Source organism: Limimaricola sp. G21655-S1 (genome assembly GCF_027213785.1).
Lineage (GTDB): Bacteria > Pseudomonadota > Alphaproteobacteria > Rhodobacterales > Rhodobacteraceae > Limimaricola.
Window position 1 is genome coordinate 85,078 of the sequence record NZ_JAPWGO010000008.1, and the last position, 13,221, is coordinate 98,298.

Annotated in this window: 11 protein-coding genes; 2 read left to right on the forward strand and 9 right to left on the reverse strand. The window is 68.2% G+C overall.

All coding sequences use genetic code 11. The features are described from left to right. Positions 1–9 precede the first annotated feature (9 nt). From O4G76_RS09855 to O4G76_RS09880, 6 genes are all read right to left on the reverse strand, one after another. Positions 10–1,119: a histidine kinase dimerization/phosphoacceptor domain -containing protein gene (locus O4G76_RS09855; protein WP_269397172.1), complete on the reverse strand. Its 1,110-nt coding sequence runs from the start codon at positions 1,117–1,119 to the stop codon at positions 10–12. Positions 1,120–1,192: 73 nt separating this feature from the next. Next, positions 1,193–2,596, reverse strand: a complete 1,404-nt coding sequence (locus O4G76_RS09860) for a YdiU family protein (RefSeq protein WP_269397173.1) — start codon at positions 2,594–2,596, stop codon at positions 1,193–1,195. 123 nt (positions 2,597–2,719) lie between these two features. Then, positions 2,720–3,649 (reverse strand): nucleoside hydrolase, encoded by a 930-nt coding sequence (locus tag O4G76_RS09865; protein ID WP_269397174.1) that lies wholly within the window; start codon positions 3,647–3,649, stop codon positions 2,720–2,722. Positions 3,650–3,736: 87 nt separating this feature from the next. After that, the gene (ilvN, locus tag O4G76_RS09870) at positions 3,737–4,303 is read right to left on the reverse strand and encodes an acetolactate synthase small subunit (protein WP_085897319.1); all 567 of its coding nucleotides are present in this window, start codon (positions 4,301–4,303) and stop codon (positions 3,737–3,739) included. 72 nt (positions 4,304–4,375) lie between these two features. Further along, positions 4,376–6,154, reverse strand: a complete 1,779-nt coding sequence (locus O4G76_RS09875) for an acetolactate synthase 3 large subunit (protein WP_269397175.1) — start codon at positions 6,152–6,154, stop codon at positions 4,376–4,378. A gap of 289 nt (positions 6,155–6,443) precedes the next feature. Then, positions 6,444–7,394: a YihY/virulence factor BrkB family protein gene (locus O4G76_RS09880; protein WP_269397176.1), complete on the reverse strand. Its 951-nt coding sequence runs from the start codon at positions 7,392–7,394 to the stop codon at positions 6,444–6,446. A gap of 173 nt (positions 7,395–7,567) precedes the next feature. Between O4G76_RS09880 and O4G76_RS09885 the strand changes: the two genes are divergently transcribed. Further along, the gene (locus tag O4G76_RS09885; protein ID WP_269397177.1) at positions 7,568–9,445 is read left to right on the forward strand and encodes a PhoX family phosphatase; all 1,878 of its coding nucleotides are present in this window, start codon (positions 7,568–7,570) and stop codon (positions 9,443–9,445) included. A gap of 115 nt (positions 9,446–9,560) precedes the next feature. After that, positions 9,561–11,210 carry an alpha-amylase family protein gene (locus O4G76_RS09890; RefSeq protein WP_269397178.1) on the forward strand — a complete coding sequence of 550 codons (1,650 nt, stop codon included), beginning with the start codon at positions 9,561–9,563 and terminating at the stop codon, positions 11,208–11,210. Between the two features lie 23 nt (positions 11,211–11,233). Here the strand turns inward: O4G76_RS09890 and O4G76_RS09895 are convergent, their stop codons facing one another. The 3 genes from O4G76_RS09895 to O4G76_RS09905 form a co-directional block, all read right to left on the reverse strand. Beyond that, entirely contained in the window at positions 11,234–12,073 is an 840-nt protein-coding gene (locus O4G76_RS09895) for an arginyltransferase (RefSeq protein ID WP_269397179.1), read from the reverse strand. A gap of 133 nt (positions 12,074–12,206) precedes the next feature. Beyond that, positions 12,207–12,668 (reverse strand): RDD family protein, encoded by a 462-nt coding sequence (locus O4G76_RS09900; RefSeq protein WP_269397180.1) that lies wholly within the window; start codon positions 12,666–12,668, stop codon positions 12,207–12,209. 79 nt (positions 12,669–12,747) lie between these two features. Continuing rightward, positions 12,748–13,206 (reverse strand): DUF2852 domain-containing protein, encoded by a 459-nt coding sequence (locus tag O4G76_RS09905; RefSeq protein ID WP_373568028.1) that lies wholly within the window; start codon positions 13,204–13,206, stop codon positions 12,748–12,750. Positions 13,207–13,221: the final 15 nt, after the last annotated feature.

Here is a 13,221-nt window from a genome sequence, read left to right on the forward strand (position 1 = left end):
GGCGCTTTGCTAGTCGTGAGGCAGCAGCCGCGGTGCCGGAAAGCGCACCTCGATCGCGGTGCCGCCCGCGCCGCTTTCGCGGCGGATCTCGCCGTTGATCCGGGCCACCGAGGCATCGATGATCTGCCGGCCGAGGCCGCTGCCGCCCCCGGGTTCGGCCCGCAGGCTGTCGCTGCCGACGCCGTCATCGGCGACCGTGAGCCGACCCATCGCCCCGTTCAACTCAAGCGTCACCGTGATCCGTCCCGCGCGCGCCCGCGGAAAGGCGTGCTTGGCGGCGTTGGTGATCGCCTCGCTGACCAGCAGCGCCAGCGAGGTCGCGACCTCGGAGCGGACCAGCATCGGCACGAGGCTGTGCGAGATCACCACGTTGTCGGGCAGGCTGTTGTCGAGATGGCGGAAGATGTCGGGCAGGAACTGGTGCAGCGCGATCTCGTTGCGGGCCGAGACCTTGTGCAGCTCGGCATGCAGGAGCGCGATCGCCGAAAGCCGGTCGATCGTCACCGCGAGCGCGTCGCGGGTCTCGTCGCTCTGCGCCTGCGCGCGCTGGATCCGGACCATCGCGGTGACCATCTGCAGCGAATTCTTGACCCGGTGGTCGACCTCGTTGGCCAGCGTCTCCTGCACCGCCAGCGCTCGGCGCAGCTCCATGCGCCGCGTCACCTGACGGGCGAGGATCACCAGCAGGCGCTTGGTCTCATCGGACAGGCGGCGCGGCTTGCGGTCGAGGATGCACAGGGCGCCGATCGGCGTGACGTCGTTCAGCTTGAGGATGGCGCCGCCATAGTAGCGGATCGCCTCGGGGCCGGTGACCAGCGGGTTGTCGCAGGTGCGCGGATCGGTGGCGGTGTCCTCGATCTCGAGGAAATCGGGCCCGGTGAGGCCGTGCGAGCAGATCGACTCGTCCATGCTGTAGTCGCGCTGCTCGGTTCCGAAGGCGGATTTCGCCCATTGCCGGTCGGTGCTCACCAGCGTGACCAGCGAGATCGGCGCGCCGCAGATCTCGGCCGCATAGGCGGTGATCTCGTCGAAATCCGCCTCGTCCTCGCTGTCCATGATCCCGAGCGAGCGGATCGCGTCCGCCCGCCGCTCGGCCGAGTGATCGGAAACGTCTTTCACAGGCGGCCTCTTGGTCGGGACCGGCATGGATCGGCGGGTCCTGTCGGAAAAATGGCGAATGATCCGGTCGCTTTTACGTGCCACAGAAAGTTTTGTCGACCTTTTCGTGTTCCTGCGGTGGCGCTACGTAACGTTCCGCCAGCGCCGGATCCGGGTCGAATGGCCGGGTCACGACACCCAGCATTTCGTCGAACGGATCATGATCGCCGGCCATGGCGGCGGTGATCGCGGCCTCGATCCGGTGCAGACGCGGCACGACCACCGGGTTGGCAGCGGCCGCGATGCCGAAATCGGGCCCGCGCGCGCGCCACCGGGCGATCCACTCGGGGGAGGCGCCGGCACGTTCCGGCCCATCCTCGGCCAGTGCCCGGAAGCCGTTGGTGAAATCGGTCTCGGCGCCGGTCATGGCCGTGAGCAGCCCCTCGATCAGAGGGCGATCCTCGGGGCGCGGGTCCGGCAGGCCGAGCTTGGCCCCGAACCGGGCAATCCACGCCTCCTGGTAGAGATCCGCGAAGCGGTTGATGATCGCGGTGAAGTCGTCGACGGCGCGTTGCTGGTCCGGCATCAGCGGCACCAACGCGGTGGCGAACTGCGCGATGTTCCACAGCGCCACCTGCGGCTGATTGCCGTAGGCATAGCGGCCATAGGCGTCGATCGAGGAAAAGACGCGGCCCGGGTGGTAGGCATCCATGAAGGCGCAGGGGCCGTAATCGATGGTCTCGCCGGCGACCGAGCAGTTGTCGGTGTTCATCACGCCGTGGATGAAGCCGAGGCTCATCCACTGCGCGATCAGATCAGCCTGCCGCGCCACCATCTGCGCCAGCATCTCGGGCACCGAACCCGCCTCGGGGTAATGCCGCGCCATGGCGTGATCGGCCAGCGCGCGCAGCCCCTCCAGATCGCCGCGCGCCGTGAGGATCTGGAAGGTGCCGACACGGATATGGCTTTGCGCCACGCGGGTCAGCACCGCGCCGGGCAGGGCGGTTTCCCGGATCACCTCCTCGCCGGTGGTGACGGCGGCGAGCGCGCGGGTGGTCGGCACGCCGAGCGCGTGCATCGCCTCGCTCATCAGGTATTCGCGGATCACCGGGCCGATCCAGGCCCGGCCGTCGCCCATGCGGGAATAGGGCGTGCGCCCCGATCCCTTGAGCGCGATGTCGCGGCGGATGCCGTCCGGGCCCACCACCTCGCCCAGAAGGATCGCGCGCCCGTCGCCCAGCTGCGGGTTCCAGTTGCCGAACTGGTGCCCGGCATAGAGCTGGGCCAGCGGCGCCGCGCCCTCGGGCACGGCGTTGCCGGAGAACATTGCCAGCCCCTCCTCGGAGCGCAGCGCGCCCGCATCGAGCCCGAGCTCGCGGGCCAGCCCGTCATTGAGGGCGATCCAGCCCGGCGCCGCCACGGGGACCGGCGCCTGCCGCGTGAACAGGCGATCGGGCAGGCGGTCATAGGAATTGTCGAAGGCGATGTGCAGGCTCATGCCCCCGATCTATGCCGTCGCGCCGCCGAACCAAGCGGAGCGCCGCCGATTTCGGCGTCGCGGGCCACTTTGTTCCTCAAATACGCATGGCGTCCGGGTGGTGGCAGGCGCGCCAGAGGTCGGTCAGAGCCGCCCGATCCGCTCGGTCAACAGGTCGAAGAAGCCGTCGCGATCGACATCGCCGATGAACAGCGCGTTCGCGGGCCGGTCGGTGACGCCCCACCAATCGGCCACGGTCATGCCCAACGTCAGCTCCGAGCTGGTCTCGATCTCGACATTGATCTCGCGGCCCTTGAAGAGCTCGGGGCGCAGCAGCCAGGCGATGACGCAGGGGTCGTGCAGCGGCGCACCCTCCGAGCCGTATTTCGCCACGTCGAAACGTTCGAAGAAATCGGTCCAGCTCGCCACCACCTCGCCGATCCGGCCCATGCCGCGCATCGTGGCGATCCAGTCCTTGGAGGTCAGCGCCTTGTGCGTCGCATCGAGCGGCAGCACGGTGATGGGGCGGCCGCAGCCGAAGACGATCTTCGCGGCTTCGGGGTCGACATAGATGTTGAACTCGGCCGCGGGGGTGATGTTGCCGCCCTCGAAACAGCCGCCGCCCATCAGCACGATGCGCCGCACCCGTTCGACGATGTCGGGCGCGCGTTGGAACGCCGTGGCGATGTTGGTGAGCGGCCCGAGCGGGCAGAGCGTGACGCTGTCCGGCGCCTCGCGGCGCAGCGTCTCGATGATGAAATCGACGCCGTGCTGCGCTTGCAGGGGCAGGGTCGGCTCGGGCAGGGCGATGCCGTCGAGGCCGGTCTTGCCATGCACGTGCTCGGCGGTGACGAGAGGGCGCGCGAGCGGTGCGTCGCATCCGGCGAAGACGGGGGTGTCGCGGCCCGCGAGCTCCACCACCTGCCGCGCGTTGCGCTGGGTCAGGTCGAGCGGCACGTTGCCGGCGACGGCGGTGATCCCCAGCAGATCGATCTCGGGCGAGGCCAGCGCCAGCAGGATCGCGACGGCGTCGTCCTGGCCGGGATCGGTGTCGATGATGATCTTCTGCGCCATGCGGTCCTCCGTCGCTCAGGCCCACAGCAAGGCAGGAACACCGCGCGGGGGCAAGCCTCGCGCGGCGTCAGCGTGTCCGCGCAAGTTTCAGACGCGCGCCTCGGGGCCGCGCGACAGGGCGGCGACGCCGGTGCGGGCCAGCTCGGTGAGGCCCAGGGGCCGCATCAGATCGGCGAAGGCGTCGATCTTGTCCGGGGTGCCGGTGATCTCGAAGACGAAGCTTTCGAGCGTCGAGTCGACCACGTTGGCGCGGAAGATGTCGGCGAGGCGCAGCGCCTCGACCCGGTGCTCGCCCTCGCCGCGCACCTTGAACAGCGCCAGCTCGCGCTCGACCGTGGGGCCCTCGACGGTGAGGTCGTGCACCTCGTGCACCGGCACGATGCGCCCCAGCTGCGCCTTGATCTGTTCGATCACCTGCGGCGTGCCGGAGGTGACGAGGGTGATCCGCGACATGTGACCGGTATGGTCGATCTCGGCCACGGTGAGGCTTTCGATGTTGTAGCCGCGGCCCGAGAACAGGCCGATCACGCGCGCCAGCACGCCGGGCTCGTTCTCGACGATCACCGCAAGGGTGTGGCGCTCCTCAACGTCGGAGAAGGTGGAGCGCAGATTGTAGGCGGAGTGGCTGGTCGAGCCTTCCTTGATGTTCAGCATGTCATGCTCCCTGTCCGGCACGTGGCCGGAAAATTCCAATTTTCCGGGGCGTTTCCTTGCAAGGAAACGCGCTCATACCAGCACCGCGCCGCCGGCTTCGATGGCGTGGGCGGTGGAGACCTCGCCCATCAGCATCTCGTTATGGGCCTTGCCGGAGGGGATCATCGGGAAGCAGTTCTCGTGCTTCTCGACAAGGCAGTCGAAGATGACCGGGCCGTCATGATCGAGCATCTCCATGATCGCGTCGTCGAGATCGGCGGGATCCTTGCACAGGATGCCCTTGGCGCCGAAGGCCTCGGCGAGCTTGACGAAATCGGGCAGCGCCTCGGACCAGCTCTGGGAGTAGCGCTCGCCATGCAGCAGCTCCTGCCACTGGCGCACCATGCCCAGACGCTCGTTGTTGAGGATGAACTGCTTGACCGGCAGCCGGTATTGCACCGCCGTTCCCATCTCCTGCATGTTCATCAGCCACGACGCCTCACCCGCGACGTTGATGACGAGGCTGTCGGGATGGGCCATCTGCACGCCGACCGAGGCCGGGAAGCCGTAGCCCATCGTGCCGAGGCCACCGGAGGTCATCCAGCGGTTCGGATCCTCGAAGCCCAGATATTGTGCGGCCCACATCTGGTGCTGGCCGACCTCGGTGGTGATGTAGCGGTCGCGGTCCTTGGTCAGCGCCTCGAGCCGCTGCAGCGCGAATTGCGGCTTGATCACCTTGTCGGAGTTGCGGAAGGCGAGGCAGTCCTTGGACCGCCATTCGCCGATCTGCGCCTGCCATTGCGCCAGCGCCTCGCGATCGGTCTTGCGGCCGCCCGCCGACCACGCCTCGAGAAGGTCCTTCAGCACGTGGGCGACGTCGCCGATGATCGGGATGTCGGTGCGGATCACCTTGTTGAGCGAGGAGGGGTCGATGTCGATATGGGCGCGGATCGAGTTCGGCGAGAAGGCGTCGATGCGGCCGGTGATCCGGTCGTCGAAGCGGGCGCCGATGCAGATCAGCAGGTCGCAGCCATGCATCGCCATGTTGGCCTCGTAGAGACCGTGCATGCCGAGCATGCCGAGCCACTGCTCACCCGAGGCCGGGTAGGCGCCGAGACCCATCAGGGTCGAGGTGATCGGGAAGCCGGTCGCCGCGACCAGCTCGCGCAGCAGCTTCGAGGCCTCGGGCCCGGAGTTGATGACGCCGCCGCCGGTGTAGAAGACCGGGCGCTTGGCGGTCTCCATGGCCCGCGCCAGCGCCTCGATCGCGGCGCGGTCGCCTTTGACGGCGGGCGCGTAGCGAGTCGAGCGGGTTTCCTTGCCGCCATAGCTGCCGGTGGCGAACTGCACGTCCTTGGGGATGTCGACCAGCACCGGGCCGGGACGGCCGGCGGTGGCGACGTGGAACGCCTCGTGCAGTGTTTGGCCCAGCCGGTCGGTCTCCTTCACCAGCCAGTTGTGCTTGGTGCAGGGGCGGGTGATGCCGACCGTGTCGGCCTCCTGGAACGCGTCGGAGCCGATCATGAAGGTCGGGACCTGGCCCGACAGCACGACGATCGGGATCGAATCCAAGAGCGCGTCGGTCAGGCCGGTGACGGCGTTGGTGGCGCCGGGGCCGGAGGTGACGATCGCGACGCCGGGCTTGCCGGTCGAGCGGGCATAGCCTTCGGCGGCGTGGATCGCGCCCTGTTCGTGGCGCACCAGCACGTGGCGGATGTCGTTTTGCTGGAACAGCTCGTCATAGATCGGCAGCACCGCGCCGCCGGGATAGCCGAACACCGTGTCGACGCCCTGATCCTTCAGCGCCTGCACGACCATCTTCGCGCCCGTCATCTGCCTGCCGGTCTGCGCCGATTGCGTCTGCCCTGTCATCGTGCCGTTTCCCTGTCTGTCTGTCGCGCCCTGCGCACAAAAAAGCCCCCGGTGATCCGGGGGCGCATGGTCGACCGTCATGGTCCCTGCCGTTACCGGCCCACGCGCCCTGCCTCACCGATTACAAGAAGGAGATCCATCTTCTCCGGTCCTTTCCGTTCCGCCCGCGCAGATATGCACGGGCGGGCGCGGGGGTCAACCGCAAACGGCGGAGAAAATGTCGCGGACCGCACGGCGTGAGAAACTTTCTTAACGCTTCGCGGTCATTCAGGGTCGATCCGCAAAGGATTCAGCTCTGCGCGGCGGGTTTACCGGCCTCGGCCTTGGCATCTTCCATGAGGGGGTCGTTCCTGGCGTCCTCGGGCTGCGGGTCGTGCTTGGCCTGACGCTCCATCTCGCTGTCGAACTCGGCGCCCATCAGCACGATGAAGGAGGACAGCCAGAGCCACATCAGCAGCACGATCACCCCGCCCAGCGCGCCGAACGTCTCGTTGTAGCCGCCGAAGTTGCGGACGTAGAAGGCGAAGCCCAGCGATCCCACCAGCCACAGCAGGCAGGCCAGCGCGGCGCCCGGCGTGATCCAGCGCCACTTCTTCTCACCCCGGTCGGGGCCGTAGCGGTAGAGGATGGCCAGCCCCAGTGCCACGAAGACCAGCAGCACGGGCCAGCGCACGATGTTGATGATCAGCTCGGTCGTGGCGCCCCAGGGCAGCACGCCCAGCACGGCGGGCAGCAGCGCGGCGACCGCGACGATCAGCAGGAAGCCGAGGATCATGCCCAGCGTCAGTGCCAGCTTCACGAGGTTGAACTTCACCAGCCCGCGGCTCTCCTCGGCCTCGAAGGCGACGTTGAGCCCCTCCATCAGCGACTGCACGCCCTTGGAGGCCGAATAGATCGCGACGAGGATGCCGAAGACCGCGGCGAGGCCGAGACCGCCTTCCTCGGAGCCCGCGACCTCCTGCGCCTGACCCAGCACGATCTCGGCGGCCTGCTGCGGCAGGAATCCGGAGAGGCTTTCGAGCTGGTTCACCACGGTCGAGGGTTCGAAGAACAGCCCGGCGATGGCCATGGCGGCGACGATGCCGGGAAAGATCGCGAGCAGGCCGTAGAAGGCGCAACCGGCGGCGATCAGGCTGACATGGTCGTCGCCGATCTCGGAATAGACCCGCTTGAGGGTGGCGAACCAGCCCGGCTTGTTGATGTCGCCCGGATGGGCATCTGGGTTCTTCGCGTGCGCCATGTCGGGCCTCCGATGATGTCTGTCGACACGTCAACGTGAAAGCACCGGGGCCGTTCCCGCGGGTTCCCGCCGAAACCGACCTTGATACAAAACTCTCACAAAACCGTCGCATCCCCTTCAAGGCCGGGCACTAGCAGGGCGGCACAAGCCGTCCGGCAACAAGGGGACATGCCATGAAGCGCTTCAACATCAACAAGATCAGCTGGGACGAGCTCGATGAGCTGCGCCGGCCGACGCCCGAGACCACCGATTTCGACCGCGTCGTCGCGGGCGCGGTGTCGCGTCGCGGCTTCCTGTCGGGTCTGGTGGCCTTCGGCTCGGGTGCCGCCGTGATGGGCTCGGGCATGCTCAGGGGATCGACGGCGCTGGCGCAGGGGGCCTCGCGCTTCGCCTTCACCCCGATCGCGGCGCAGACCGATTTCACCATCCACGTCCCCGAGGGCTACGAGTGGAAGACCGTGGCGAGCTGGGGCGACCCGCTGTTCTCGGACGCGCCCGCCTTCGACCCGCAGACCGGCACCACGGTCGAGGGCCAGGCCCGCGCCTTCGGCGAGAACACCGACGGCATGGAGCTGTTCTCGATCGATGGCCGCGAGGTGATCGCGGTGAACCACGAATACGCCAATCTCGACATCAACCTGCCGCAGAACGACGAGGGCGCGCCGGTCTCCGCCGATGACGTGCGCAAGATCCAGGACGCGCAGGGCGTGGCGGTGTTCGAGGTGGCCGAGGGCGAGAACGGCTGGGAGATCGTGATCGACAGCCCCTACAACCGCCGCATCACTCACAACACGCCGATGCGCATCGCGGGCCCCGCCGCCGGTCACGACCTGCTCAAGACCGAGGCCGATCCCACGGGCACCGAGGCGCTGGGCACTTTCAACAACTGCGGCGCCGGCCGCACGCCCTGGGGCACCTACCTGACCTGCGAAGAGAACTTCAACGGCTACTTCGGCTCGACCGATGCGGCGTTCGAGCGCCCCGAGGGCTTCGACCGCTACGGCATCGAGCTGGAATCGGGCTACGACTACGAGATGTTCGACGCCCGCTTCGACATCTCGAAGACCGCCAACGAGCCGAACCGCGCCGGCTACGTGGTCGAGATCGACCCCGCCGACGCCAGCTCGACCCCGGTGAAGCGCACCGCGCTGGGCCGCTTCAAGCACGAGAACGCCGAGGTGACGCTGGCCGCCGACAACCGCGTGGTGGTCTATCTGGGCGATGACGAGCGCGGCGAGTTCCTCTACCGCTACGTCTCGAACGGCACCTACGAGGAGGGCGGCGACACCTCGACGCTGCTCGATGACGGCCAGCTCTACGTGGCCCGGTTCCACGAGGACGGCACCGGCGAATGGCTGGCGCTGACCCCCGAGGCCACCGGCATGGATCGGGCGATGATCCACATCCACACCCGTCAGGCCGCCTCGGCCGTGGGCGCCACCACCATGGACCGCCCCGAATGGGTCGCGGTGAACCCGGCGAAGGCCGAGGCCTACTGCGCGCTCACCAACAACAAGAACCGCGCCGTGAAGCCCAATGCGGGCGGCGACGAGACGCCGGTAGGCGGGCCGAACCCGCGGGCCGAGAACAATTACGGCCAGATCGTCCGCTGGCGCCCGACCGGCGAGGATCACGCCGCCGATGGCTTCGACTGGGATCTCTACGTGATGGCCGGCAACCCGGAGGTGCATGACGACGCCTATGCGGGCTCGGACAACGTCACCCCCGGCAACATGTTCAACAGCCCCGACGGGATGAAGTTCGACAGCCAGGGCATGCTGTGGATCCAGACCGACGGCGACGACAGCAACGAGGGCGACTTTGCCGGGATGGGCAACAACCAGATGCTCTGCGGCGACCCGGAGACGGGCGAGATCGCGCGCTTCATGACCGGGCCGAACGGCTCCGAGGTCACCGGCGCGACCTTCTCCACCGACCGGAAGACCATGTTCGTGGGTATCCAGCACCCGATGAACTTCCCCGACCCCGAGGCGCTGCCGCGCTCCTCGATCGTCGCGATCCGCCGCATCGACGGCGCCGTGATCGGCTGATCGATCCGCCGATCGGCGAGGTGGGGGCGGCCCGGAGCGATCCGGGCCGCCCTTTTCGCAGCCGCTCTCGCCGGGGCGGGCGCGCGGCCTAACTGGCGTGGAAAGGGAGGCCGCGATGATCGACCTGTGGTACAAGAACGCCGTGATCTACTGTCTCGATGTCGAGACCTTCATGGATGCCAATGGCGACGGCATCGGCGATTTCAGGGGCCTGGCCGACCGGCTCGATCATATCGAGGGGCTGGGCGCCACGGCGATCTGGCTCAATCCGTTCTACCCGACGCCGAACCGCGACAACGGCTACGACATCACCGATTTCTACGGCATCGATCCGCGATCGGGCAATGCGGGCGACTTCGTGGGCTTCGCCCGCGCCGCCGCCGATCGCGGGCTCAAGGTGATCGTCGATCTGGTGGTCAATCACTGCTCGATCGATCACCCGTGGTTCCAGTCGGCCCGCTCCGACCCCGAGAGCCCCTATCGCGACTGGTTCGTCTGGTCCGAGGAGAAGCCCGAGGACATCACCGACGGCATCATCTTTCCCGGCGTGCAGGAGGCGGTCTGGAGCTGGGACGAGCAGGCCGGGGCGTGGTACCTGCACCGCTTCTACGAGCATCAGGCCGATTTCAACATCGCCAACCCGGCGGTGCGCGAGGAGATCCTGAAGATCATGGGCTACTGGCTCGAGCTGGGGGTCTGGGGGTTCCGGATCGACGCGGTGCCGTTCCTGGTCGAGTACAAGGGTCTCGACGAGGAGCCGGACCGCGATCCGCTGCTGCTCTTGTCGGAGATGCGCGATTTCCTGTCATGGCGGCGCGCCGGGGCGATCATGCTGGCCGAGGCCAACATCACCCGTGACAAGGCGCCCGAGTATTTCGGCGGCCGCGAGTTCGGCACCGACGAGCGAATGCACCTGATCCTCGACTTTCCGCTGAACCAAGCGCTGTTCCTGGCGCTGGCCCGGTCGCAGGCGGCGCCGATCGTCGAGGCGCTGGGCTCGCGTCCCAGAGAGGCGCCCGATCAGGCGCAATGGGCCACCTTCCTGCGCAACCACGACGAGTTGTCGCTCGACAAGCTCTCGGAGGCGGAACGGCAGGAGGTGTTCGACGCCTTCGGTCCCGATGAGGAGATGCAGCTCTACGGGCGCGGGCTGCGGCGCCGCCTCGCGCCGATGCTGGGCGACATCGACCGGGTGGCGCTGGCGCAGTCGCTCCTGTTCGCGCTGCCGGGCACGCCGGTGATGTGGTATGGCGACGAGATCGGGCAGGGCGAGGACCTGTCGCTGTCCGAGCGCAACGCCGTGCGCACGCCGATGCAATGGGCCGACGAGCATCGGGCCGGTTTCTCGCGCGCGGATTGCGACCCGGTGCGGCCGCTGGTCGAGGACGGGCCGTTCGGCTTTCACGAGACCTCGGTCGCGGCGCAGCGCGGTCGCCCCGGCAGCCTGCTGACCCGGGTGCAGCAACTGGTGCGCTGCCGTCGCGCCTGTCCCGAGATCGGCTGGGGCGACACGGCGGTCATCGACGGCCTGCCCGAAGCGGTGCTGGGGCTGGTGTCGTCCTGGCGCGGCTCGCGGGTGCTGACGCTGCACAACCTGTCGGAGAAGGACGTGACCTGCGCCCCGAAGATCGAGGGGGCGAGCCATCTCGTGGCGCTGCTCGGCGGGCCGGACGAGGCGACCGGCGACCCGCTCGCGCCCGGCGACGAGATCGCGCTGCCGGGCCGTGGCTATCGCTGGTTCAGGATCGACGGCGAGCGGGCCTGAGGGCCCGTCCGCGACGCGGCGGTTCAGCCGCTGGTGACCGGGCGAGTGTCGGGCAGGGTGATGCGCGCCACCTGTTCGGAGATCGGCGCCACCGAGAGCGGATGCGTCTCGGCGGAATAATCGTCGCGGTCGCCCATCGGCTGCCAGCGGCCGCCACGGTAGAGTTCCAGCGCCGCGAAGCGCGCCTTGTAATCCATCTTCGGGCTGCCGGGCACCCAGTAGCCGAGATAGACGTAGGGCAGCCCCATCTCCTGGGCGATGCGCACGTGGTCGAGGATCACATGGGTGCCGAGCGAGCGGCGGTCCTCGGCCGGGTCGAAGAAGGAATAGACCATCGACAGCCCGTCATCGAGGATGTCGGTCAGGCAGACCGCGCGCAGCCCGTGGCGCGCGTCATGCGCGGCCTCGGGATCGGTGTATTCCACCAGCCGCGAGCGCACCGGCGTCTCCTCGACCATCGCGGCGAATTCGAACATGTCCATGTCGGCCATGCCGCCGGTCGCGTGGCGGCTGTCGAGATAGTCGCGAAACAGCGCGTATTGCTCCTCGGTGGCCCAGGGCGAGGTGGCGCGGCGCGCGAGGTCGCGGTTGCGCTTGAGCACGCGGCTCTGGCTGCGCGACGGGGTGAAGCGGTTCACGTCGATCCGGGCCGAGAGGCAGGCGGTGCATTCGGCGCAGGAGGGGCGGTAGAGCACGTTCTGGCTGCGCCGGAAGCCCTGCTTCGACAGCGCGTCGTTGAGCTTCTCGGCCTGCTCGCCTTGCAGCGCGGTGAACAACTTCCGCTCCATCCTGTCCGCCAGATAGGGGCAGGGCTGTGGGGCCGTCACGTAGAACTGCGGCGCGAAGGGCAGTGAATGGCGCATAAAAAGGGCTCGGGCTCCTTGTCCCGAGCAAAGCTAGCGCCCGACCGGGCACCTGCCAAGTCCCCGAAGGGACATGACGCGCGGTTGCCCGCACGGCTTGTCCGGCCGGGTTGTCCGACCGGACCCCGTGATGTCAGCGGCGGCGGCGCAGCGCCGTGGTGGCCAGCACGCTGTCGGTCAGGCCCTGACCATGCGGCGTCAGCAGCATCATCGCCATCGAGACCAGCTGCAGCGGGAACACCATCATCGACACGGCATAGCCGGTGGTGTGCAGGAAGGCCTGCGTGGTGTCGAGCGGCCGGTCGTCGCCGTCGCGCAGTTCGATCGCCATCAGCCGCATGCCCCAGGTGGCCGAGCCCGAGGCGATCGTGGCGACCCGGTAGACGAAGCCCACCACCATCATCATCAGCGGAAAGAAGAACAGCCCGACAAAGGCGGTGAGCGGCACCAGAAGCGCGGAGATCACCGCGATCACGGTAACGTCGACGAGCCAGGCGATGCCGCGCTTGAGCGCAACGCCGTCATAGCATTCGGGGCTCGTCTCGGGGTCGGGCAGGCCGCGCAGTCGGGCGGCGAATGTCGGGGTGGCGGTCATGTCGCGATCCTCTCATGCGGGGCGGGTGGGTGGCAAGGGTGGCGGCCCCCGAAGGGGCCGCGCGGGGCTGGCGTCGCGGTCAGGCCGCGTCCTTGTCGCCATTGCCGTTCTCGTCGTCCTCGCGGGCGGCGCGGGCCTTGGCGGCGCGGTCTTCCATGAACTGGTCGAACTCGGCCTTGTCCTTGGCCTCGCGCAGCCGCTCGAGGAAGCTCTCGAAGGCGCGCTGCTCCTCTTCGAGCCGGCGCAGCGTCTCGGCCTTGTAGGCGTCGAAGGCGGTGTTGCCCGAGGAACGCATGGCGGTGAAGGGCGAGACGCGGGCACCGCGGCTGCGGCAGGTTTTGCTGAACATGCGTTTGCTCCAGATCATGTAGGCGAGGATGGCGAGGCCCAGGGGCCAGAAGGCGATGAAGCCAAGCACCATGGCGGCGATCCAGGCGGGCTTGCCACGGGCGTCGAGCCAGTTCTCGGCGCGGACGAGCCAGTCCTTGAACCCGGGGCGCCCGACGTGGCGTGACAGGGGCATGTCGGTCGTGGACATCGAGGAACTCCTTCG